General features: G+C 64.8%; 21 protein-coding genes. 13 read left to right on the top strand and 8 right to left on the bottom strand.

Annotation, left to right across the window (positions count from 1 at the left end):
- The first annotated feature begins 274 nt into the window (after positions 1-274).
- Genes CO675_RS21570 through CO675_RS21555 form a run of 4 tightly spaced genes read left to right on the top strand, consistent with a single transcriptional unit; the run spans position 275 to position 3,617 of the window.
- Entirely contained in the window at positions 275-1,192 is a 918-nt protein-coding gene (locus tag CO675_RS21570) for a branched-chain amino acid ABC transporter permease (RefSeq protein ID WP_097673862.1), read from the top strand.
- On the top strand, positions 1,189-2,136 hold the full coding sequence (locus CO675_RS21565; protein WP_198964686.1) for a branched-chain amino acid ABC transporter permease: 948 nt from the start codon (positions 1,189-1,191) through the stop codon (positions 2,134-2,136). Before CO675_RS21570 ends, CO675_RS21565 begins: the two co-directional genes overlap by 4 nt.
- On the top strand, positions 2,129-2,896 hold the full coding sequence (locus tag CO675_RS21560) for an ABC transporter ATP-binding protein (RefSeq protein WP_097673861.1): 768 nt from the start codon (positions 2,129-2,131) through the stop codon (positions 2,894-2,896). The genes CO675_RS21565 and CO675_RS21560 overlap by 8 nt, the downstream gene beginning before the upstream one ends.
- A complete protein-coding gene (locus CO675_RS21555) occupies positions 2,889-3,617 on the top strand; it encodes an ABC transporter ATP-binding protein (protein ID WP_097673860.1) in 729 nt (242 codons plus the stop codon). The genes CO675_RS21560 and CO675_RS21555 overlap by 8 nt, the downstream gene beginning before the upstream one ends.
- 163 nt (positions 3,618-3,780) lie before the next feature.
- Here CO675_RS21555 and CO675_RS21550 read toward each other — a convergent pair whose 3' ends face one another.
- Together CO675_RS21550 and CO675_RS21545 are read right to left on the bottom strand one after the other, a co-directional pair.
- Positions 3,781-5,217, bottom strand: a complete 1,437-nt coding sequence (locus CO675_RS21550) for a glutamine synthetase family protein (protein WP_097673859.1) — start codon at positions 5,215-5,217, stop codon at positions 3,781-3,783.
- 39 nt (positions 5,218-5,256) lie between these two features.
- Positions 5,257-6,615 (bottom strand): aromatic ring-hydroxylating dioxygenase subunit alpha, encoded by a 1,359-nt coding sequence (locus CO675_RS21545; protein WP_097673858.1) that lies wholly within the window; start codon positions 6,613-6,615, stop codon positions 5,257-5,259.
- 124 nt (positions 6,616-6,739) lie between these two features.
- On the opposite strand from CO675_RS21545, the gene CO675_RS21540 reads away from it, so the two are divergent.
- Complete coding sequence (locus tag CO675_RS21540; protein WP_097673857.1) at positions 6,740-7,525, top strand: IclR family transcriptional regulator domain-containing protein; 786 nt, start codon at positions 6,740-6,742, stop codon at positions 7,523-7,525.
- On the opposite strand, the gene CO675_RS21535 is transcribed toward CO675_RS21540, so the two are convergent.
- Together CO675_RS21535 and CO675_RS21530 are read right to left on the bottom strand one after the other, a co-directional pair.
- Entirely contained in the window at positions 7,506-8,048 is a 543-nt protein-coding gene (locus CO675_RS21535) for a P-loop nucleotide/nucleoside kinase family protein (RefSeq protein WP_097673856.1), read from the bottom strand. The genes CO675_RS21540 and CO675_RS21535 overlap by 20 nt on opposite strands.
- Before the next feature lie 62 nt (positions 8,049-8,110).
- Positions 8,111-9,061: a helix-turn-helix transcriptional regulator gene (locus tag CO675_RS21530; RefSeq protein ID WP_283808115.1), complete on the bottom strand. Its 951-nt coding sequence runs from the start codon at positions 9,059-9,061 to the stop codon at positions 8,111-8,113.
- Between the two features lie 124 nt (positions 9,062-9,185).
- Between CO675_RS21530 and CO675_RS21525 the strand changes: the two genes are divergently transcribed.
- From CO675_RS21525 to CO675_RS21505, 5 genes are all read left to right on the top strand, one after another.
- Complete coding sequence (locus tag CO675_RS21525) at positions 9,186-10,718, top strand: benzoate-CoA ligase family protein (protein WP_097673854.1); 1,533 nt, start codon at positions 9,186-9,188, stop codon at positions 10,716-10,718.
- A 170-nt stretch (positions 10,719-10,888) separates the two neighbouring features.
- Entirely contained in the window at positions 10,889-11,698 is an 810-nt protein-coding gene (locus CO675_RS21520; protein WP_097673853.1) for an alpha/beta fold hydrolase, read from the top strand.
- Positions 11,699-11,862: 164 nt separating this feature from the next.
- A complete protein-coding gene (gene boxC, locus CO675_RS21515) occupies positions 11,863-13,551 on the top strand; it encodes a 2,3-epoxybenzoyl-CoA dihydrolase (protein ID WP_097673852.1) in 1,689 nt (562 codons plus the stop codon).
- A 12-nt stretch (positions 13,552-13,563) separates the two neighbouring features.
- Entirely contained in the window at positions 13,564-15,015 is a 1,452-nt protein-coding gene (gene boxB / locus CO675_RS21510) for a benzoyl-CoA 2,3-epoxidase subunit BoxB (protein WP_097673851.1), read from the top strand.
- Positions 15,016-15,202: 187 nt separating this feature from the next.
- A complete protein-coding gene (locus CO675_RS21505) occupies positions 15,203-16,042 on the top strand; it encodes an alpha/beta fold hydrolase (protein ID WP_097673850.1) in 840 nt (279 codons plus the stop codon).
- Positions 16,043-16,161: 119 nt separating this feature from the next.
- Here CO675_RS21505 and CO675_RS21500 read toward each other — a convergent pair whose 3' ends face one another.
- A complete protein-coding gene (locus tag CO675_RS21500; protein WP_097673849.1) occupies positions 16,162-16,521 on the bottom strand; it encodes a DoxX family protein in 360 nt (119 codons plus the stop codon).
- 124 nt (positions 16,522-16,645) lie between these two features.
- Positions 16,646-17,518 carry an NmrA family NAD(P)-binding protein gene (locus CO675_RS21495; RefSeq protein ID WP_097673848.1) on the bottom strand — a complete coding sequence of 291 codons (873 nt, stop codon included), beginning with the start codon at positions 17,516-17,518 and terminating at the stop codon, positions 16,646-16,648.
- 116 nt (positions 17,519-17,634) lie between these two features.
- Between CO675_RS21495 and CO675_RS21490 the strand changes: the two genes are divergently transcribed.
- On the top strand, positions 17,635-18,060 hold the full coding sequence (locus CO675_RS21490; protein WP_097673847.1) for a winged helix-turn-helix transcriptional regulator: 426 nt from the start codon (positions 17,635-17,637) through the stop codon (positions 18,058-18,060).
- A gap of 152 nt (positions 18,061-18,212) precedes the next feature.
- On the opposite strand, the gene CO675_RS21485 is transcribed toward CO675_RS21490, so the two are convergent.
- The gene (locus CO675_RS21485; protein WP_097673900.1) at positions 18,213-19,013 is read right to left on the bottom strand and encodes an SDR family NAD(P)-dependent oxidoreductase; all 801 of its coding nucleotides are present in this window, start codon (positions 19,011-19,013) and stop codon (positions 18,213-18,215) included.
- 98 nt (positions 19,014-19,111) lie between these two features.
- A complete protein-coding gene (locus tag CO675_RS21480; RefSeq protein ID WP_097673846.1) occupies positions 19,112-20,170 on the bottom strand; it encodes a polysaccharide deacetylase family protein in 1,059 nt (352 codons plus the stop codon).
- Positions 20,171-20,351: 181 nt separating this feature from the next.
- On the opposite strand from CO675_RS21480, the gene CO675_RS21475 reads away from it, so the two are divergent.
- Both CO675_RS21475 and CO675_RS21470 read left to right on the top strand, forming a co-directional pair.
- Entirely contained in the window at positions 20,352-21,746 is a 1,395-nt protein-coding gene (locus CO675_RS21475) for an OmpA family protein (RefSeq protein ID WP_097673845.1), read from the top strand.
- Between the two features lie 2 nt (positions 21,747-21,748).
- The gene (locus tag CO675_RS21470; RefSeq protein ID WP_097673844.1) at positions 21,749-22,045 is read left to right on the top strand and encodes a hypothetical protein; all 297 of its coding nucleotides are present in this window, start codon (positions 21,749-21,751) and stop codon (positions 22,043-22,045) included.
- Positions 22,046-22,079: the final 34 nt, after the last annotated feature.

Genomic DNA, 22,079 nt, shown 5'->3' with positions numbered 1-22,079 from the left:
TTGGCGCGCAGCTTGCTTCTCTTTACCCGCCCCGCTTGCGGGGAGAGCATAGGCCGCCTCCGGCGGCCGTTCTTGACGAAGGACGCCGAAGCGCAGCTTCGGCTATGCACGAAGCGATTGGGTGAGGGGCTCCTCCCGCGAGTTCGACTCGTGGAAACAGCCCCTCACCCCGACCCTCTCCCCGCAAGAGCGGGGCGAGGGAGAACAACAAGCCGTAAAAAAGCGGCGGCGCACGCGCGCTGCCGCTGTTTTGTTTCAGCCCATTGAAGGATCCATGTATCTCGTCGTCGAACAACTGCTGAACGGCCTGCAATTCGGCCTGCTGCTGTTCCTGCTGGCGGCCGGACTGACGCTGGTGTTCGGCATCATGGATTTCGTCAATCTGGCGCACGGCTCGCTCTACATGATGGGCGCCTATTTCGCGGCGACCTTCGTGGCCTGGACCGGCAGTTTTGTGCTCGGCGCGCTGCTGGCGCTGGGCGCCACGCTGCTGCTCGGCATCGTGCTGGAGTATGTCGCGCTCCGGCATCTCTACGGCCGCGACCATCTCGACCAGGTGCTGGCAACGTTCGGCCTGATCCTGTTCTTCAACGACGCGGTCCGGCTGATCTGGGGCCCGGCCGGGCTCGCGCTGCCGCTGCCGGCCTGGCTCACCGTGCCGGTGCAGATCATTCCCGGCGTGTATTACCCGGCCTACCGGCTGATGATCATCGTGGTCGCACTGGCGGTTGCCGCGATGCTCTATCTCGTCGTGATGCGCACCCGCGTCGGCATGTTGATCCGCGCCGGCGCTTCCAACCGCGAGATGATCGGGGCGCTCGGCATCAACATCAAGCTGCTGTTCACGCTGGTGTTCGGCCTTGGTGCCGCGCTCGCCGGGCTCGCCGGGCTGATGCAGGCGCCGATCCTCACCGTGCAGATCGGGATGGGCGAGAACATCCTGATCCTCGCCTTCGTCATCATCGTGATCGGCGGCATCGGCTCGATCCGGGGCGCCTTCATGGCGGCGATCTTCGTCGGCATCATCGACACGATGGGCCGCGCGTTCCTGCCCGACCTGCTGCGCAAGGTGCTGAGCGGGGCGGCGGCCTCGACCGCGGCGCCGGCGCTGTCCTCGATGCTGATCTATCTCCTGATGGCGATCATCCTCGTGCTGCGGCCCGAAGGGCTGTTCCCGGCGGCCAAACGATGATGCCCAAGCTCAACGCTTCCAATGCCGTTGCGGCGCTGCTGTGCATCGCGCTGGTCCTGCTGCCGGTCTATTCGGCCATCACAGGCAATATCTTCATCCTCACGCTGTTCACACGCATCGCGATCTATGCGCTGGCGGCCGCCAGCCTCAACCTGATCATGGGCTATGGCGGCATGATGAGCTTCGGCCATGCCGCCTACCTCGGCATCGGCGGCTATGCCGTCGGCATCCTCGCCGCCGAGGGCATCGGCTCCGGCTTCATCCAATGGCCGGTGGCGCTCGCGGTCTCGGCGCTGTTCGCGCTGTTGATCGGCGCGCTCAGCCTACGGACCCGCGGCGTCTATTTCATCATGATCACGCTGGCCTTTGCGCAAATGGCTTATTACGTCGCCTCCGCTTTGTCGCGCTACGGCGGCGACGACGGGCTCACCGTCTACAAGCGTAGTGATTTCGCCGGCCTGATCAACCTGTCCGACCGCACGCAGTTCTATTATCTCTGCCTCGGCTGCCTGTTCGGCGGCCTCTATCTGATCTGGCGCATCGTCAATTCGCGCTTTGGCCTCGTGGTGCAGGGCGTCCGCTCCAACGAGCAGCGCATGCAGGCGATCGGCTTCCATGCCAACCGCTATCGCCTGGTCTGTTTCGTCATCGCAGGCACAATCTGCGGGTTGGCCGGTGCGCTGCTTGCCAACAATACCGACTTCGTCAGCCCCGCCGTAATGTACTGGACCCGCTCCGGCGACCTGATGGTGATGGTGATCCTCGGCGGCATGGGCTCCCTGTTCGGCCCTGTCGTCGGCGCGATCGTCTATCTCCTGCTCGAGGAGCTGTTGTCGCAGTTCACCGAATATTCGGGACTGATCCTCGGCCCGGTGCTGCTGTTGATCGTGCTGTTCGCGCGCGGCGGCATCATGGGCCTGCTCGGGAGGATGAGCCGTGGCTGAACCATTGCTGCGCGTCGACAATCTGGTGCGCCGCTATGGCGGCATCACCGCGACCGACAACCTCTCGATGGAGGTCGTTCCGGGCGAGCTGCACGCGATCATCGGCCCCAACGGCGCCGGCAAGACCACGCTGATCAGCCAGCTCACCGGGCAGGTGATGCCGAATTCCGGCACCATCTACTTCGCCGGCCGCGACGTCACGAGCCTGCCGTCCTACAAGCGCTCCAGGCTCGGGCTCGCGCGCTCGTTCCAGATCACCTCGCTGCTCAAGGATTTCTCCGCGATCGACAATGTCGCGCTCGCAGCGCAAGCGCATGACGGCCACTCGTTCCGCTTCTGGGGCAATGCGCGCAAGGAGCGGCAGCTGCGCGAGGTCGCCCGCGCGGCGCTGGAACGCGTCGGGCTCGGCAAGCGCGCCGATATCGTAGTCTCGCAATTGAGCCACGGCGAGCAGCGCGAGCTCGAGCTCGCGGTCGCGCTCGCCACCAAGCCGCAGCTTCTGTTGCTCGACGAGCCGATGGCCGGGCTCGGCGTCACCGAATCGGCGCGAATGGTCGCGCTGCTGAAGGAGCTGCGCAAGGAAGTGACCATCGTGCTGGTCGAGCACGACATGGAGGCGGTGTTCGCGCTCGCCGACCGCATCACGGTGCTGGTCTATGGCCGGGTCATCGCCTGCGGCGTGCCGGATGCGATCCGCAAGGACGAAGAGGTCAAGCGCGCCTATCTCGGCGAGCAGCACGCGGTGACGCGCCATGACTGAAACGAAAACAGCCGAGACATTGCTCGAAGTCGATGGGATCGAGACCTGCTACGGGTTGAGCCAGGTGCTGTTCGGCCTGTCGCTCAAGATCAAGTCGGGCGAGATGGTCGCGCTGATGGGCCGCAACGGCATGGGCAAGACCACGACCATCCGCTCGATCATGGGCCTGACGCCGGCGCGGTCGGGCACCATCAGCTTCGCCGGCGAGGCGGTGCGCGGCCTGCCGTCTTACAGGATCGCAAAGCTCGGCATCGGCCTCGTGCCGGAAGGCCGCCAGATCTTTCCGAACCTGACCGTGCGTGAAAATCTCGTCGCGGCATCGGGAAATCGGTTGAATGCCTCCGATCCGTGGACGTTGGAAAAAATCCATGCGCTGTTTCCGCGGCTCGCTGAACGCACCGGCAATATGGGCGTCACGCTGTCCGGCGGCGAGCAGCAGATGCTCGCGATCGGCCGCGCGCTGATGACGAACCCGAAGCTCCTGATCCTCGACGAGGCGACCGAAGGCCTGGCGCCCTTGATCCGCGACGAGATCTGGAGCTGCCTGTCGATGCTGAAGGGACGCGGGCAGTCGGTGCTGGTGATCGACAAGAACGTCGGCAACCTCGCCCGCATCGCCGACCGCCACTACATCATCGAGCGCGGCAAGACGGTGTGGAGCGGGACCAGCGAGCAGTTGATCGCGGAGCCGGACCTGCAGCACAAGTATCTGGGGATTTGAGGCGGGACCAACGCTCGCGCACCATACTCAACGTCGTCCCGGCGAAGGCCGCGACCCATAAGCACGACTGTTTGTTGCCGGAAGCTCAACTCGCCGCGTGCCCTTTCGAGGGCCGCTGCGTATGGGTCCCGGCCTTCGCCGGGACGACGGGAAGAGCGGGCCGTCAAAACATCTCGAAATATTCGCGCTGCTCCCAGTCCGACACTTCGGACTGGAAACGTTCGATCTCCGCGTTCTTGATGAACACGTAATAGTCGACGAACTCAGGTCCCAACGCCCCGCGGAAGAACGGATCGTCTTGAAGCGCGAACACGGCTTCGCGCAGTGACTTCGGCAGCAGCGCAGCCTTGGTCTCGTAGGGCGTGTCGGCGGACGGGCCGGGATCGAGCTTGCGGTCGACGCCGTCGAGGCCGGAAAGAATTTGCGAAGCCATGTAGAGATAGGGATTGGCGGCCGGCTCGCCGATCCGGTTCTCCAGCCGGGTTGCCGGATCATTCGCGCCGCCGAGCACGCGGATCATCACGCCACGGTTGTCGCGGCCCCAGATCGCGCGATCGGGGGCCAGCGAATAGGAGCGATAGCGCTTGTAGCCGTTGATGGTGGGCGTCGTGAACACGGTTGAGGCGCGGGCGTGCTCGATCAGGCCAGCCAGCCAGGCGCGGCCGAGCGGGCTGAGCGGCTCGCCGCTCTCTTTGGCCATGAAGGCGTTCTCGCCATTGCCGTGCGACACCAGCGACTGGTGCAGGTGCCAGCCCGAGGCGAACACGTTCGGCAGTTTCGGCCGGCACATGAAGGTCGCGTGGTAGCCGTGGCGGCGCGCGATCTGCTTCACCGCCGAACGAAACAGCACCATGATGTCGGCGGGCACGAGCCCGGTGGTCGGCACGAAAGTGAATTCGCACTGGCTCGGACCGAACTCGACCTCGACCGTGCGCAACGGCAAACCGAGCGCGATGATGTCGCGGCGGATGATCTCGAGCGCCGGCTCCATCTGATCGTAGCGCTGTTCGGTGAGGTACTGATAGCCGTGCGATAGCAGGCTGACCGACGGCGGCCGGCCGGGCTGGCCGGCATCCTCCGGCGCCATGTGGGCGTCGTCGAGCTTGAACAGATGGAATTCGACCTCGAGGCCGGCGACGAAATCGTAGCCGCGGCCTGCGAGCTGATCGAGCACCTTGCGATAGAGGTTGCGGGTCGCGAACGGCACCGGCCGTCCGTCGCTGAAATAGAGGTCGCAGAGCAGCCAGCCGGTGTTCTCCGCCCAGGGCAGCACACGGAACGTGGTGGGATCGGCGACCATCAGCACGTCGGCCGCGCCCTCCATCTCCTTCATGCCGAAGCCGCCGCCTGCCGTGAACACCGGAAACACCGTCTTGTGTGAGGTGTCCTTGGCCAGCATCGTCGTGGTGATCGAGCAGCCGCCCTCCAGCGCGCGCACGGCTTCGCTCGCGATCAAGGTCTTGCCGCGCAGGATGCCGTGCTGGTCGGGGAACGACAGGCGGATAACCTCGAGGTTCTTCTCCTCGACGATGCGGCGGAGGCGGGTTGCGGCCTCCTTCTGCTCATCCGACCACAGGCCGTGACGCTCGACGAAGCTCACCGCGTCACTCCTTGTCTGAACGCTGCGCGAAAGCAGCCATCACTCGGCAGCCGTCAGATGATGCACCTTGCCGGCAATCTCGCGCGGCACGGGCGCGGCCCACGGCGCGCCGCGGCGGCGCTTGACGTCAACCTCCATCCAGTAGAGCTCCCAGCCCAGCGTCGGCCCGATGCCGTCCATCGTCGCGGGGCCCTGGATGCTGCGCGCCGAGGCGTCGTCGAGAAACAGCATCGGCCTCTCGCCGCCGCCGACCTTCTCGATCTCCTGCCGCAGCAGCCGGCGATATTGCACGATCGCCTTGTCGCTCTGGCCGAGATGCTCGTTGGTGCGATCCTGGATCGCGCCCATCGATTCCACCGCCCACTGGTCGTGGACGTTGATGTCGCTGCCCATGCCGGTATAGGTCTCGGTCGCCTGCTCGTGCGGATCGAAGCCGTAATCGTTGCTCCGGTTCCTGCGCGACTTGTAGTCGGGCAGCGTATAGAGCTCGAGCCGCTGGTCGCGCATCTTCTGCTTGTCGACCGGCGCCGCGTAGCTGGTGAAGATCGCATACCAGTAGCAGTTCTCGTCATCGACCGGCACGTGCCACTGCGTGATCGTCATCTCGGTCGACATCGGAATCACGAAGCCGTGCGGGAACAGCTGGTTGGTGACGCGCACATGGGTGCGCTCCGCGTCGAGCTGGCGCAGCGCGATCAGGCGCAGGCCGTATTCGGTGTGCTCGACATTGATGATCGGCCGATCATATTCGCGCAGGATTTTCGTCATCGGCATGTCGCTGCCGGCCGAGGCGCCGCGGAACTGCTTGCCATAGGCCGCCGAGGTGTCCTCGTCCTCGAAGAAGCGATGCAGGAAGGAGGCGTGCGCCGGATCGATGCCGACCTCGAGCGCCTGCAGCCAGTTGCAGTTCATGTGGCCCTTGAACGCGAACTTATGGCTGCCGGGTGCGACGAAGCAGTCGAGCTCCGGAAACGCCGGCGGGGCGCCTTCGCCGAGATAGGCCCACAGGATGCCGCTCTTCTCGACCACAGGATAGGAGCGCTGCTTGATGCCCTTGCAGAGCTGCGAGCCGGCGGGCTCGGCCGGCGTCTCGATGCACTGGCCTGACGTGTCGAACAGCCAGCCGTGGAAGGCACAGCGCAGCCCGCCATTCTCGAGCCGGCCGAAGGCGAGGTCAGCGCCGCGATGCGCGCAGTGGCGATCGATCAGGCCGTAGCTGCCGTCCTCGCCGCGGAACAGCACCAGGTTCTCGCCGAGCAGCCGCACCGGCCGAACCGGGCGCGGCCCTTCCAGTTCATCGACCAGCGCCGCCGGCTGCCAGTACATCCGCATCAGCTTGCCGCAGGGGTCCTTACGCCCGGTGCGGGTGATCAGATCGTTCGCTTCCTGGCTCATCATGGCGGCGTCTCCCGAATTTGGATTTGTTCGCCTATTGAACGAATGTGCGAATTATGCCATGTCTGTTTTGGACAGCAAGCGCAATTTTTGAACCGTTCAAAGTCGCACCCCAACTTAAAACGCCATGCCCAAGCTGAAACGGACCGACCAGGACGAGCGCGCCACCGACTTCGTCGAGGCGCTCGACCGCGGCCTGCGCCTGTTGCAGGTGTTCGGCACCGTCTCGGGTCCTGCAACCTTGAGCGATCTGGCACGCGCCGCCGAACTGCCGCGCGCCACCGCGCGCCGCATCCTGTTCACGCTCGCGCATGGCGGCTTCGTTTCGACCGACGGCAAGCTGTTCACGCTGACGCCGCATGTGCTGACGCTGGCGGGCTCCTTCCTGCAATCCAACCAGGTGGTGACGGTGCTGCAGCCTGTGCTCGACCGCATCGCGACCGCAGCGCAGGAGATCAGTTCGCTCGCGCTGCTCGATGGCGACGACGTCGTGTTCGTGGCGCGCTCAAGCCCGACGCGGGTGTTCTCCGCCGGTCTCGATATCGGCTACCGGCTGCCGGCGTTCTGCACGTCAGTCGGCCGCGCGATGCTCGGCCGGCTCGGCGATGAGGAACTGGCGGCGCGGCTGAAGGCGATGCGCCGCGATCCGGTGACGCCGCAGACCACGACCGATCCGAAAAAACTGCTCGCCACCATCATCGCCGATCGCGCGCAGGGTTACTCGCTGGTCGATCGCGAGGCCGAACCGCATTTCCGTTCCATCTCGGTGCCGGTGCGCCGCTACGACGGCACCATCGTCGCCGCGATCAACATGGGCGCGCATGTCGATCGCGTGCCGGCCAAGGAATTGATCGACCGTTTCCTGCCGCTGCTGCGCGAGGCGGCAACCTCAGTCAAATCGATGCTGCTGTGAGGGCGAAATGGCTGATGATGCTCAGGGCGGTGACTTCGGCCGGGGCCTTCCCCGTGTCGAGCTTGAGGCAATCGGGTCGCGGTACGGCCGCGAAGTCGTAGCTGTCGAGAAATTTGCTCAGGCTTTCAGCTGACGTCATCTTTCGCCGCTCAATCCGATCGGGATTGCCGACCCTGCGTAGTGCCTCTTCCCTTGAGCAATGCAGGAATATTGGGAGCAACTCGCCGCCTCGACGTCGTACGATCTCCTCGAATTTGAGGAACTGTTCACGATCTTCAGGCTCGGCGTAACAGAAGGTTGTCACCAGGAGCGGGACGCCGTGCTCAGCCGCAGCGTCGATGGCCGAATACCTGACGTGATGGACAAGCTCCCAGAATCCGGGCGCATCGAAGTCGAAAATCGTCCGTGCGAAATCGATCGCAGCGTGATTGTCCATCAGCCGTCCCGGCACCATCCCGAGCAGTGCCTTGGCGACCGTGAGTTTACCCGTGGCGGGCGAACCATGGAGGAACAGCAACTTCATGCGCGATTATTCGCTGAAAGTCGCTTGCGAAGCAATCGATACGGGTCGTGGCTCCAGCGCGCCTAAAGCGCCACGCTGCGCAAGCCGAACGAGCGCGCTTCGTTCTGCAGCACCGGCCGCACGGAATCGATCAGCCGCGCCGCGGCCGCATCGACCGAAAGCCCTGCTGTGTCGACCACCGCGGATGCGCGCGCATAGAGCGGTTCGCGGCTGACCAGGATGTTGCGCAGTTCGGCCATCGCCGAGCGGTCGTCGGCCATCGGCCGCAGATCGCCCTGGCGGCGGACGCGGGCCATGTGCTCTTCCGGCTCGGCCTTCAACCAGATCGTGTAGAATGACGACAGGATCAGGTCGAAGGTCAGCGCCTCGGAGACGATGCCGCCGCCGGTCGCGAGCACCATCAATTCCTTGCGCGCGAGCAATTGCGTCAGTGCGGCCTGCTCCATGCGGCGGAAGCCTTCCTGGCCGTATAGCGCGATGATCTCGGCGACCGAGAGGCCGTTCTGCGCCTCGATCTCCTTATTGAGCTCGACGAAGCTCCAGCCGATCTTCTTCGCCAGCATCCGCCCGAGCGTGGTCTTGCCGGCGCCGCGCAGGCCGATCAGCGCGATGCCGGAGAACGAGGCGCCGCGCGGCGCCAGCGGGCTGCTGCCGGCGAGCATGTCCCTGGCCTGCGCGATCTGGTTCGGCGACGCCTTGCGGAGCAGGTCGCGGATCACGGCCCAATCCGGGATCGGCTCGCTCGAGGGGATCAGGTCCTCGAGATGCGCGCCCATCGCGCCTGCGACACGGCGCAGCAGCACGATCGAGACATTGCCTTTGCCGCTTTCGAGCTGGGCGATGTAGCGTTCGGAAATGCCGGAGACCTTGGCGAGCACCTTGCGCGACATGCCGCGGAGCGCGCGCATGGTGCGCACCCGCTGCCCGAGCTGTTCGAGGAAGTCGGTTTCCGGATCGTTGGCTTCGGTCATGATCCCCGTGCGACGCGCGGTCCTGACTGAATCAGGTCCAATGGTCTAGGAAACATAGTGCCGATGAGGATTGACAGCAAGCCAATCTGGTGGCTTTGTATGAATTATAATTCTTAAATTGACGGGAGAGGGCAGGCGCGTCGCGCCTGTGCCTGAGGAGCGGGCCATGACCTACAATGCAGTCACCTGGCTGCTCGACCGCAATGTCGACGAGGGCCGCGGCGCCAAGGTCGTGTTCGACGATACGGTCTCGCAAATCACCTATGGCCAGTTGCAGCAGCAGACCCGGCGGGTCGGCAACATGCTGCGCCGGCTCGGCGTCCGCCGCGAGGAGCGGGTCGCCATGATCATGCTCGATACGGTCGACTTCCCGATCGTGTTTCTCGGCGCGATCCGAGCCGGCGTGGTGCCGGTGCCGCTCAACACGCTGCTGACCGCGGAGCAATACGCCTACATCCTTGGCGACTGTCGCGCGCGCGTGCTGTTCGTCTCCGAAACGCTGCTGCCGGTCGTCAAGGACATCATCGCGCGCATGCCCGACCTCGAGCATGTCGTGGTCTCCGGCAAGGATGCGCACGGCCACAAGAGACTGTCGGACGAGATCGCGCGCGAGGGCGACGTGTTCGCGACCGCGCCGACCCATGCCGATGAGCCGGCGTTCTGGCTCTATTCGTCGGGCTCGACCGGCATGCCGAAGGGCGTGCGCCATCTGCATTCCAATCTGGCGGCGACGGCGGAGACTTATGCGAAGCAGGTGCTGGGGATCCGCGAGGATGACGTCGGGCTGTCGGCGGCAAAGCTGTTCTTCGCCTATGGGCTCGGCAATGCGCTGACCTTCCCGATGTCGGTCGGCGCAACGACCATCCTGAATTCGGAGCGTCCGACGCCGGCGGTGATGTTCGCGCTGCTGAACAAATATCATCCCAGCATCTTCTTCGGCGTGCCGACCCTGTTCGCGGCGATGCTGAACGACGAGGCGACCAAGGCGCAGTCCGGCGGCGACCGCCTGCGGGTCTGCACCTCGGCCGGCGAGGCGCTGCCGGAATCGGTTGGCAATGCCTGGCGCGCGCGGTTCGGCGTCGACATCCTCGACGGCGTCGGTTCGACCGAGCTGCTGCACATCTTCCTGTCCAATGCGCCCGGCGACATCAAATACGGCTCCTCGGGGCGTCCGGTGCCGGGCTACAAGGTGCGGCTGGTCAACGAGCTCGGGGCCGACGTTGCGGACGGTGAGGTCGGCGAACTGCTGGTCGATGCGCCCTCGGCCGGCGAGAGCTACTGGAATCAGCGCGCCAAGAGCCGCGCCACTTTCGAAGGGGCGTGGACCCGCACCGGCGACAAGTACACGCGCGATGCTGACGGCCGTTACACCTTCTGTGGCCGCGCCGACGACATGTTCAAGGTGTCCGGCATCTGGGTCTCGCCGTTCGAGGTCGAGAGCGCGCTGATCACCCATCCCGCGGTGCTGGAAGCGGCGGTCGTGCCGGAGGCCGATCCGGAAGGGCTCTTGAAGCCGAAGGCCTATGTGGTGCTGCGGCCCGAGAGCTCGGCCGACGGTCTGCATGAAGCGCTGAAGGAGCACGTCAAGCAGAAGATCGGGCCGTGGAAATATCCGCGCTGGATCGATGTGGTCGACAATCTGCCGAAGACCGCGACCGGCAAGATCCAGCGGTTCAAGTTGCGCGACGGTGCGCAGTAGTGTTTCCAGGCGTCGTCCCAGCCTAGTGCGCAATTGCGCACGGGGGCCGGGACCCATACGCCGCGGCCTTCGTTTTGAGAGACGCTGTTCAACGGCTTTTGCGTAACAACTATCGCCTGTGGTTATGGGTCCCGGCCTTCGCCGGGACGACGAGTGAGGAAGATGCGATCATGCAAAACCTAAACCCCACAGGCTTCCTCAGCATCGACGGCACCGATCTCGAATACCGGATGATCGGTCCGTCACCCGAGACGGCGCCGACCCTCGTGATGCTGCATGAAGGTCTCGGCTGCGTCGGGCTGTGGGGCGACTTCCCTGACAAGCTGCAAGCGGCGACCGGCGCCGGCGTGTTTGCCTATTCGCGCGCGGGCTATGGCGCTTCGTCGCCGGCGAAGCTGCCGCGCCCAGTCGACTACATGCATCGCGAAGCGCTCGACGTGCTGCCGAAGCTGCTCGACCGGATCGGCTTCCGCCGCGGCCTCTTGGTCGGCCACTCCGACGGCGCGTCGATCGCGGCGATCTATGCCGGCGCGCATCAGGATCATCGCCTGCATGGCCTGGCGCTGCTCGCGCCGCACTTCATCGTTGAGGACATCTCGGTGAAGTCGATCGCCGAGATCAAGACGGCGTATGAGACCACCAATCTGAAAGAGAAACTGACGCGCTGGCACAAGGATGTCGACAATACCTTCCGCGGCTGGAACGACGCCTGGCTCGATCCGGCATTCCGCGACTGGGATATCTCGGAGTATCTCGCCTATATCCGTGTGCCCGTGCTGATCGTGCAGGGCGCGGAGGATCAATACGGCACGATGCGCCAGGTCGAGATCGCCCAGGACGAGTGCTACTGCCCGGTCGACGTCGCGGCCATCCCAGGTGCCGGCCATTCGCCGCATCGCGAGGCGCCCGCGGTGACCCTGGACGCGGTCACCGAATTCGCCAAAGCGGCGCTGCGCGACGACCCGGCGCTGGCGGCCTGACTTTTGGTGCCGGTGCCAGGCCATTGGCCTAATGGGCGAATTCCCGAACATGAAACAAAATGCATGTTTTTGCGTTTTGAACTAGACGAGATCAAAAACATGCACTATTTTGCATGAAGACCTCGACAACGAACCTTCAAACGAACAACAGATAAGGGTGGCCCATGGCTGGTGACGATCGCGTCCTTGCAGGCGGGGCGAAGTACATCGACTTCCAGACCAACCCGTCGCGCTACCGGCACTGGAAGCTCGACATCGCCGGCGACGTCGCGACGCTGACCATGGACGTCGACGAGAACGCCGGCCTGTTCGAGGGCTATCAGCTCAAGCTCAACTCCTACGATCTCGGCGTCGACATCGAGCTTGCCGACGCCGTGCAGCGGCTGCGCTTCGAGCATCCCGAGGTGAAGGTCGTGGTGATGCGCTCGGGCAAGAACCGCGTGTTCTGCGCCGGCGCCAACATCCGGATGCTGGCGGGCTCGACCCACGCGCACAAGGTCAACTTCTGCAAGTTCACCAACGAGACCCGCAATGGCCTCGAGGATTCCAGCGAGAATTCCGGCCAGAGCTTCATCACCGTCGTCAACGGCACCGCGGCCGGCGGCGGCTATGAGCTGGCGCTCGCGACCGACCACATCATGATGGCCGACGACGGCGCCGCCGCAGTCGCGTTGCCGGAAGTGCCGCTGCTCGCGGTGCTGCCGGGCACCGGCGGCCTCACGCGCGTCGTCGACAAGCGCAAGGTGCGCCGCGACCACGCCGATTTCTTCTGCACCATCGAGGAAGGCATCAAGGGCAAGCGCGCGGTGCAGTGGCGGCTGGTCGACGAGATCGCGCCGAATTCCAAGCTCGAGGGCAAGCTGGCCGAGCGCGTCAAGGAATTCGCCGCGAAGTCGAAGCGCAACGGCGAGGGCCGTGGCATCGCGCTGGCGCCGCTGACGCGCACCATCGACGACAGCGCGATCCGCTACGGCTTCGTCAGCGTCGACATCGATCGCGCGGCGCGCATCGCCACCATCTCGATCAAGGCGCCGGAAGCCGCAAGCCCCGCCGACATCGACGGCATGATCGGGCAGGGTGCTGCGTTCTGGCCGCTGCAGGTGGCCCGCGAACTCGACGATGCGATCCTGCATCTGCGCATCAACGAGCTCGAGATCGCGATGCTGGTGTTCAAGAGCCATGGCGACCGCGCCAATGTCGTGTCCTATGACGCGTTCCTGGAGGCCAACAAGGCGCACTGGCTGGTCAACGAGGTCAGGCATTACTGGAAGCGCGTGCTCAAGCGCATCGACGTCACCTCGCGCACGCTGGTGACGCTGGTCGAGCCCGGCTCATGCTTTGTCGGCACGCTCGCCGAGCTCGTGTTCGCCGCCGACCGCTCTTACATGCTGATCGGCCAGAAGCAGGGCGACAACCGCCCGCCGCCGGCGATCGAACTGACTGCGATGAATTTCGGGCCATATCCGATGAGCCATGGCCTGACCCGGCTGCAATCGCGCTTCCAGGCCGACCCGATGGATCTGGAGCGCGCGCAAGGCGCGATCGGCAAGGCGCTCGATGCGGAGGAGGCCGAGGAGCTCGGCCTCGTCACCTTCGCGCTCGACGACATCGACTGGGACGACGAGGTCCGCGTGTTCTTCGAGGAGCGCACTTCCTTCTCGCCCGACGGTCTCACCGGCATGGAAGCCAATCTGCGCTTCGTCGGTCCCGAGACGATGGAATCGAAGATCTTCTCGCGCCTCACCGCGTGGCAGAACTGGATCTTCCAGCGGCCCAACGCGGTCGGTGAAGACGGCGCGCTGCGCCGCTACGGCACCGGCCAGAAGGCGCAATTCGACATGACGCGAGTTTAAGGGAGCACGGCCATGAACATGAACATCATGAACGTCGATTACTCGACCAAGATTCCGAACAACGTGAATCTCGCCGAAGACCGCCAGGTGCTCAAAGCCCTGGAAGGCTGGCACCCCGGTTACATGGACTGGTGGAAGGACATGGGGCCGGACGGCTTCCAGGAGTCGCTGGTCTATCTGCGCACCGCCTACTCGGTCGATCCGCGCGGCTGGGCCAAGTTCGACTATGTGCGGATGCCCGAATATCGCTGGGGCATCCTGCTTGCACCGCAGGAAGAGAACCGGGTCATTCCGTTCGGTGAAGACTACGGCAAGCCGGCCTGGCAGGAAGTCCCCGGCGAGCATCGCGCCATGCTGCGGCGTTTGATCGTGATCCAGGGCGACACCGAGCCGGCCTCGGTCGAGCAGCAGCGCCATCTCGGCAAGACCGCGCCCTCGCTCTACGACATGCGCAATCTGTTCCAGGTCAATGTCGAGGAAGGCCGCCATCTCTGGGCGATGGTCTACCTGTTGCAGAAGTATTTCGGCCGCGACGGCCGCGAGGAGGCCGACGACTTGCTGCGCCGCCGCTCGGGCGATGCGGATAGCCCGCGCATGCTCGGCGCCTTCAACGAGGCGACGCCGGACTGGCTATCGTTCTTCATGTTCACCTACTTCACCGACCGCGACGGCAAGATGCAGCTGCACTCGCTGGCGCAGTCGGGCTTCGATCCGCTGTCGCGCACCTGCCGCTTCATGCTGACCGAGGAAGCCCATCACATGTTCGTCGGCGAGACCGGCATCACGCGCGTCGTGCAGCGCACGTGTGATGCGATGACCGAAGCCGGCATTACCGATCCGAACGACATCGCCAAGGTCCGCGCGCTCGGCGTGATCGATCTTCCGACCATCCAGAAGAAGCTGAACCTGCACTATTCGCTGTCGCTCGATTTGTTCGGCTCCGAAGTCTCTACCAACGCGGCGAATGCCTTCAACGCCGGCATCAAGGGCCGCTACAAGGAAACCACGATCGAGGACGATCACCAGCTCAAGAGCTCGACCTATCCGGTCATGAAGATGGTGGACGGCCAGATCAAGATGGTCGACGAGCCGGCGCTGACCGCGCTCAACATGCGGCTGCGCGACGACTACACGCAGGATTGCGTCAAGGGCATGCTGCGCTGGAACAAGGTGATCTCCACCGCTGGCATCGACTACAAGCTCACGGTGCCGAACACCGCCTTCCACCGCCAGATCGGCGAATTCAAGGACATCCACGCGACGCCCGACGGTCTCTTGATTGACGACGCCACCTGGGCGAAGCGCAAGAACGACTGGCTGCCGTCGACCGCGGACGGCGACTTCATCGCTTCGCTGATGAAGCCGGTGACCGAACCCGGCGAGTTCGCCTCCTGGATCTCGGCGCCCAAGGTCGGCATCGACAACAAGCCCGGCGATTTCGAATATGTGAGAATCGAGAGCTGAGTTTCTGCCAGCAGTTCCTCTCCTCCCGGAGGGGCCGAAAAGGGGTAAGCCGAGAAGGTCCTGGCTTGCCCCTTTTCTTTGTTGAGACGTGCGTTCGCGCGCGCGATGAAGCCTTGGGGTTTCCCGGCTTGACAAGCGCGATGCCTTCGCGCGGAGATCAGGCAGATTCAACACATGCGGGGCCATCATGAGCGAAGAGATCTTTCCGGGGCCGACCCTGCGTCCGTTCAAGCTCCAGTTCGGTGAGCAGACGATCGCGGGCTTCGAGAGCGCGGGCACCGGCCGCGACATCCTGCTCGTCCACGGCAATTCGTCGTCATCGCGGATTTGGCAGAAGCAACTCCAGGGGCCGCTTGGCACCAAATACCGGCTGATCTCGATCGACCTTCCCGGCCATGGCAACTCGTCGCCTGCGCCCGATCCGGAGCACGGTTATTCGGGTGCAGGCTATGCCGGCTGCATCGCGGCGGCCGCAAAGGAGCTCGGCCTGAAGGACGCCGTGGTGGTGGGCTGGAGCCTCGGTGGACATGCTGTGCTCAACGCAGCCCCCTCTTTGCCGATGGCGGCCGGGCTGATGATTTTCGGCACGCCGCCGATCGCCAAGACGCCGGAGGGATTTTCCGGGTTCAAGGGACTGTCGGCCACCACCTTCACGCCGGCGCCTGATGATGCCGCGATCGAAGCCTGGCTGAAAACACTCTTCGCGCCCGACTATGCGCCGCAGCCCGCGTTCGTCGACAGCGATTTTCGCCGCACCGATGGCAGTGCGCGCGGCTATCTCGGCGCCAGCGTGCAGGCCGGCCGCTTCGCGGATGAGGTCGAGATCGTGCGCGGCCTCGGGATTCCGCTGGCCATCGTGCACGGCAGCGAAGAGCAGATGGTCGATCTCGGCTATCTGCAACGCCTGCCCGCGCCGACGCTATGGCGCGGCGAGGTTCAGGTGGTTGACGGCGCCGGCCACGCTACGCAATGGGAAAGAGCCGACGCCTTCGATCGGCTCGTCGACGCGTTCGCATCGGGCCTTTGAACGGCGAATAGGGGGTGGCTCCTCGCCGTTTGGACGCGGCGGTGTAAAAGCCCTGATGTCGAGATTGTCACCCGTGAACGCGCGCACGCGGACATTCCCGCGGCCTTCAGTAGCGACAGTCATGCCGAGCCGAGGAGCCGCTTCGACGAGGTAATCCAGCCGACGACTATCGATAGTGTTGCCACGACAAGCGGCGCCACGCCGTGCCCGTATTCGCCGTGGAACGTGACGGTCGCGAGCGCTGCCAACATCACGGTGCAGCCGAGCGCCGAGCCCCACAGCCGCGTCCGTGCCCGCGCCAGCAGAACGGCGGTCGTGAGTTCGAGCGATCCGGTTACGAAGTGAAACCAGTATGGGTATCCCCACCGCAGATATTCTTCGTAGATTGACCCAGGGGCGAAGATATTGCTGAGCGATCCCACGACGAAGAAAGCTGCAAGCGCCAAGGCCGAGACCTGGCGCCAGGAAATCTTTGACATTTGTCCATCCCTTTCTGATCAGGGCGTCGCGGCGAGATGGCCGGCCACGACGCATTCATTCAGGAGGAGATGCGAATTTCCGGAACGGGGTCCGAAAGTCGCATCTCGTCGCTGATCCGCGGACCTAAGTCGTGGCGGCCATCTGGGCCGCCGCGAAGACATCGCGGGGAAGCGTTGTGCCGGCGACGCGCTCCGTGCCCGCTACGCCGAGGTCCATCCAGCCCGCGTTGACGGCGTCGAACACCGCTTCAGCCGGTCCGGTTTGGCCCTTCGGGATGCCGGACTGCTCGAATGCCGCCGGCCACTCGGCCCGCGGGACGGCGAAGGCCCTGACTTCGCGCTGCATGACATCGCCCAGTTGCGCTGCGACTTCATCCGCACTGATCATCGAACCAAGTTCGATGACGCGATGCCCCGACCACGCCGGCCCCGCCAGCAGCGCCGCCACCTCGGCACCGATGTCGTTCGTCGCGACCATGGTCGATTTCCGGTTGGTCGGGTTGTAGTAGACGGGGAGCGTGCCGCCCTGGGCGACGTGCAGGCCGTAAAGGAAGTTTTCGAAAAAGCCGCCGGCGCGCACGAAGGCGATCGGCGATGTCAGTTTGCGAAGGCCTTGCTCCAGCAACGACAGGGCCGTGATCATCCCCAGCCCGCTGGTTCTGTTCGCCCCCATCGACGAGAGCCCGACGACCCGCGGCGGTGCGGCCTTGGCCAGCGCCTCGACATAGTTCGCGATGATGCCCTTGGCTTCCCTGAAGTCCGGCGAGGGAGCCCAGACGGCTGGCAACATGACATAGGCGCCGTCGACGCTCGCGAGCGCCCGCTCGATGGCAGCCGTGTCGTTCCAGTCGCCGTCCACCAGTTCCACGCCCTGTTCCGCCCAGCTTGCCGCCTTGGCGCGGTCGCGAACCAGCGCGCGTACTTTCTTGCCTTGCGCCAACAGATGCCTGGCCGCTGCGCCGCCGACTTTTCCTGTGATTCCAGTGACTAGAAACATGCGTATTCTCCGGGTGCTAAATGGCCTATATTCTAGGGTAGGTCTCACATAGAGACCTCGGGCCTGCACCGTAAGGAGGCAGTTTTTTGTAACCAGGACAGGAAAAGGGGACCAGCATGGGCGACGCATTGAGCGCGATCGAGCGCTTCAGCCGATATCAATCGGACGACGCCCAATCTGTAGAGCCTGTGCATTGCCCGGTGCGCGACGTGCTCGACTGCATCGGCGACAAGTGGAGCATTCTCATGATCATGACGCTCGCGACGCGACCGCAGCGCTTCGGCGAGCTTCGCCGAGCTATCCGCGATATCTCGAAACGCATGCTCACCCAGACGCTGCGCGACCTGGAGCGCGACGGACTGATCACCCGCCATGTCTTTCCGACCAAGCCGCCGAGCGTTGAATATCGCCTTTCCCCGCTAGGCCAATCCTTGCTGGACCCGATGGCGAGCCTCATCGATTGGGCCGACCGTCGCTATTCGGATATCCATGCTGCGCGCGTCCGCTTTGACGGAGCCCCCTGTGAAGTCCCGCGTGAGTGACGTGAACCAGAAGTTCACATCATTGCGTGTGTGAGGTCCCGAGGCGTGCTTCAGATGGAGCTAACTGGAGGTGTGGGAAAAAGGCGCTCCGCTGCTGGCGAGGCGCCCTTTGTGACCAGTGATGCTCTGATGGGCGTCAGGAGCGCGGTCGCCTATCCCGCGATCTCCAGTCCCGCGGTCGCGTAGACCACGCCGCCATCGACCGCGATGGTGTTGCCCACCACATAGTCGCCGGCGCGCGAGGCGAGATAGATCGCAGTGCCCGCCATGTCTTCGTCGCTGCCCACGCGCCGCGACGGAACGCGTTGTGCGACTTCGTCGGCGTGATCGCGCGCGGCGCGGTTCATGTCCGACTTGAACGCGCCGGGCGCGATCGCGGTGACGTTGATGTTATCCTTGATCAGGCGGGTCGCCATCCGGCGCGTCAAATGGATCACCGCGGCCTTGCTCGCGGCATAGGAGTAGGTCTCCATCGGGTTGACGAAGATGCCGTCGATCGAGGCGATGTTGATCACCTTGCCGGGCTTGTCAGGAGAGGCTGCGGCGCGCAGCGGCTTGGCCAGCGCCTTGGTCAGGAAGAAGATCGACTTGACGTTGAGGTTCATCACCTTGTCCCAGCCGCTCTCCGGGAATTCGTCGAAGTCGGCGCCCCATGCTGCGCCGGCATTGTTGACCAGGATGTCGAGCTTCGGCTCGCGCTTGATGATCTCGCTTGCGAGCTTGTCGCAGCCCTCGACGGTCGAGATGTCGATCGGCAGCGCGATGCATTCGCCGTCGTAGGCGGCGGTGAGCTCCTGGGCGGTGGCCTCGCAGGGACCGGCCTTGCGCGCGGTGATGTAGACCTTCGCGGCGCCCTGCGCGAGGAAGCCGGCCGCGATCATCTTGCCGATGCCGCGCGATCCCCCGGTCACCAGTGCGACGCGGCCCTTCAGTGAGAACAGATCCTTGAACATGCGCTCCTCCATTGCGTTGCCGATGGTTCTGGGCGCGGCCGGGGATCGAGTCAAGGAAGCTGAGCATCCTCTCCCACAAGGGGAGAGGGCAGCGGGGATTACGCCGCGTCGATGCGGCGAAAGCCGTTCCACACCGCGGTGGCGGCGCCTGATGTCAGCACCGGCAAGAGGCGCGCGTCCTGGTAATTGCCGTTCAGCGAGACCCGCTGCAACGCCGTCAGGTGGTCGGCGCTTTCGGGAAACAGCATGCCCGGCCGTGTCGTCACCGCGGTCCGGAAGCCGATCGATTTGGCGAGCGCGAATTCGCGCTGCCCGGCCGCGATCCGGTCGCCATAGGGATAGGCGAGATGCGCGATTTGCCGCTGCAGCGCGTCCTCGATCCGCGCCCGGCTGGCGGCGAGCTCGAACGATGCGACGGTCTCGCTCTGCTTGGCGAGATTGCAATGGGTGATGGTGTGGGCGCCGATGGTGACCAGCGGGTCGTCGGCAAAGCCGCGCAGCTCGTCCCAGGACATGCAGAGCTCGCGCGCGATGCCGGCCTCGTCGACGCCGTGGCGGACGCACAGCGCTGAGATCTCGGCCTGCATCTCCTGCTCGCCCGGCAGTGACCGCAGCCAGTCGTGCATGCGACCGAACGCAACTCGCTTGGCTTGCGGCGTCGCGGTGTCGATCCGCGTCATGACGCCGGCGATCGGCACCTCGATCGCAGACGCTGCCGCGATGATCCGCTCCAGCGCGATCCACCACAATTTGCCGCAGCCCTCGGCGAAATCGCTCGCGACAAAGACAGTGAACGGCGCGTTGAACTCGCGCATGACAGGCAGTGCGAAATCGCGGTTGTCGCGGTAGCCGTCGTCGCAGGTGAAGCAGGCGAAGCGCCGCGCGAAATTCCGTTCGGTGAGGCGGCGATGCGCCTCGTCCATGCTGACGACATCGACGTCGAGCGCGCGCAGATGCGTCAGCATCGCGCGCAGGAAGTCCGGCGTGACCTCGAGATGATGGTTGGGCTGGAACGCGTCGGCGCGCCGCGGGCGGACGTGATGCAGCATGAAGATGGCGCCGACGCCGGCGAAGATCGGCCGCAGCAGGATGTGCGCACCCGAGAAATACAACGCCTCCATCCCGGCACGGATCACGGTGTTGCGGAGTTGTTTCATGAGGGGCACGGACTGGCCGATTTGCATTCCGCCGCGAACTTAGCGAAAGACCACTGAAGAAACTGTTATCCCGATCCAATATGGCGCCCCTGCCATGGTCTTTGATTCGGCCTTTGATTTGGGGTTTGACAGTCAGCCAAGGGTTTGTTTTCTCTCTGGTTCCAGACCCGCAGGACGCTGAATGCACGGACTTTTCAAGTGGAGTAGCAAGTGGTGGCCGGGGGTGATTCCACTGGTCGTCCTGTGGGGCATCGCGGCCTGGACCTCAACGGGAACGGTCGAGGCGGATCTTGCTGCGCGCTCTAATGCCGCACTCAAGGACACCGTGCTCGACAAGCGGCGCATCAGCGTTGATGGCCGCGACGTGACCTTTGCGGCCAATGCCTTCTCCGAGGACGGCCGTCTCAGCGCGGTGGCGTCGGTCGAGGCCGTGCCGGGCGTGCGGCTGGTCAACGACGAGACCCGCCTCGTTCCCGAAGCCAAGCCCTTTGTGTGGTCCGCCGAACGCGACGTGGTGCGGGTCACGCTTGGCGGCAATGCGCCGCTGCCGTCGAGCAAGAGCAAGCTGACCGAGGCCGCGAAGGCCAGTCTCGGCGGCGTCGAGGTGGTGGACCAGATGGCGCTCGCGCGCGGCGCGCCGTCGCGGTTCGACCCGGCGGCGCTGTTGCTGCTCGACCAGATCGGCAAGCTGAAGGAAGGCAAGATCACGCTGACCGACAACAAGGTTGCGCTTGCCGGTATGGCGCGCGAGCTCGGCGGACGCGAAGCGGTCGCGGCGGCGCTGAAGAATCTGCCGGAAGGCTATTCGATCGCCGCCAACGACATCAAGGCGCCGCCTTACGTGTTCCAGGCCTACAAGGATCCGGTCGCGGTGACGCTGACGCTGACCGGCTACGTGCCCGACAACAACGTGCATGCCGCGCTGGTCGCCGCCGCCGGCCGCAAGTTCTTCAGCGAGAAGGTCGTGGACAATCTCAAGGCCAGCCTCGGCGCGCCGTCAGGCTTTGCAGCGGCCGTGGTGCCCGCGCTCGGCGCGCTGTCGCGGCTGTCGACGGGGACCCTCGTGGTGTCGGACCGCGAGGTGAAGCTGTCGGGCGATGCGCTCTATGATGCCGCGGCCGGCCAGATCCGCGACGGGCTCGGCAAGGACTTTCCGCAGGGCTGGCAGTACAAGGCCGAGGTCACCGTCAAGCCCGCGGCGGCGCCGGTCGATCCGACGGTGTGTCAGCAGCTGTTTTCCGAAATCCTCTCCAAGGGCAAGATCCGCTTCGAGTCCGGCAAGGCCGACATCGTCCCTGACTCCGCCGGTCTGCTCGATCGCCTGATCGAGACCGCGATGCGCTGTCCCAATGCGACGATCGAGGTCGCCGGCCACACCGACAGCGACGGTGAGGAGGCGGCCAACCAGGCCTTGTCGGAGCGTCGCGCGCAGGCCGTCGTCGACTATCTCGTGCGTGCCGGACTGCCGGCCAACCGCTTCACGTCGATCGGCTATGGCAGCACGCAGCCGCTCGCCGGCAACGAGAGTGAAGACGGCAAGGCGCAGAACCGCCGCATCGAATTCGTGGTGAAGTAGCGATGACCGTGCTCGCGACATTCTTCTGGGGTTGGCTGCTCGGCGCCGCACTGCTTGGGTTCGGCATGGGCTGGATTGCGGTGGTGCATCGGGCGCAGGGCGTCTCGAAGGCGTGGATCCGCTGGCTGGCGTTGCTCGCCGTCGCGCTGGTCGCGGCATCGTTTGCGCGGGTCGTGCCCGGCCGTTTCGGCTACTGGCTCGATCTCTTCCTGGTCATGTTCGCGCTCTATCTCGTCGGCTGCGCGATCGGCTCTTGGCTGCGTGACTGGGTAGTCTCGCGCAGCAGGCCCGCGAGCTGACCCCAAACCCCTGATCCAACAGATCCGAGCGACG

Source organism: Bradyrhizobium sp. C9, from assembly GCF_002532045.1.
Classification (GTDB): Bacteria; Pseudomonadota; Alphaproteobacteria; order Rhizobiales; family Xanthobacteraceae; genus Bradyrhizobium.
Note: the sequence above shows the minus strand (reverse complement) of the source record. Positions and strands in the feature narration are given on the sequence as shown.

Coding starts and splice junctions, on each gene's coding strand:
- CO675_RS21570 (WP_097673862.1), top strand. CDS start 275: ATGTATCTCGTCGTCGAACAACTGCTGAACGGCCTGCAATTCGGCCTG.
- CO675_RS21565 (WP_198964686.1), top strand. CDS start 1,189: ATGATGCCCAAGCTCAACGCTTCCAATGCCGTTGCGGCGCTGCTGTGC.
- CO675_RS21555 (WP_097673860.1), top strand. CDS start 2,889: ATGACTGAAACGAAAACAGCCGAGACATTGCTCGAAGTCGATGGGATC.
- CO675_RS21545 (WP_097673858.1), bottom strand. CDS start 6,615: ATGATGAGCCAGGAAGCGAACGATCTGATCACCCGCACCGGGCGTAAG.
- CO675_RS21540 (WP_097673857.1), top strand. CDS start 6,740: ATGCCCAAGCTGAAACGGACCGACCAGGACGAGCGCGCCACCGACTTC.
- CO675_RS21535 (WP_097673856.1), bottom strand. CDS start 8,048: ATGAAGTTGCTGTTCCTCCATGGTTCGCCCGCCACGGGTAAACTCACG.
- CO675_RS21525 (WP_097673854.1), top strand. CDS start 9,186: ATGACCTACAATGCAGTCACCTGGCTGCTCGACCGCAATGTCGACGAG.
- CO675_RS21520 (WP_097673853.1), top strand. CDS start 10,889: ATGCAAAACCTAAACCCCACAGGCTTCCTCAGCATCGACGGCACCGAT.
- boxC (WP_097673852.1), top strand. CDS start 11,863: ATGGCTGGTGACGATCGCGTCCTTGCAGGCGGGGCGAAGTACATCGAC.
- boxB (WP_097673851.1), top strand. CDS start 13,564: ATGAACATGAACATCATGAACGTCGATTACTCGACCAAGATTCCGAAC.
- CO675_RS21505 (WP_097673850.1), top strand. CDS start 15,203: ATGAGCGAAGAGATCTTTCCGGGGCCGACCCTGCGTCCGTTCAAGCTC.
- CO675_RS21500 (WP_097673849.1), bottom strand. CDS start 16,521: ATGTCAAAGATTTCCTGGCGCCAGGTCTCGGCCTTGGCGCTTGCAGCT.
- CO675_RS21495 (WP_097673848.1), bottom strand. CDS start 17,518: ATGTTTCTAGTCACTGGAATCACAGGAAAAGTCGGCGGCGCAGCGGCC.
- CO675_RS21490 (WP_097673847.1), top strand. CDS start 17,635: ATGGGCGACGCATTGAGCGCGATCGAGCGCTTCAGCCGATATCAATCG.
- CO675_RS21485 (WP_097673900.1), bottom strand. CDS start 19,013: ATGTTCAAGGATCTGTTCTCACTGAAGGGCCGCGTCGCACTGGTGACC.
- CO675_RS21480 (WP_097673846.1), bottom strand. CDS start 20,170: ATGAAACAACTCCGCAACACCGTGATCCGTGCCGGGATGGAGGCGTTG.
- CO675_RS21475 (WP_097673845.1), top strand. CDS start 20,352: ATGCACGGACTTTTCAAGTGGAGTAGCAAGTGGTGGCCGGGGGTGATT.
- CO675_RS21470 (WP_097673844.1), top strand. CDS start 21,749: ATGACCGTGCTCGCGACATTCTTCTGGGGTTGGCTGCTCGGCGCCGCA.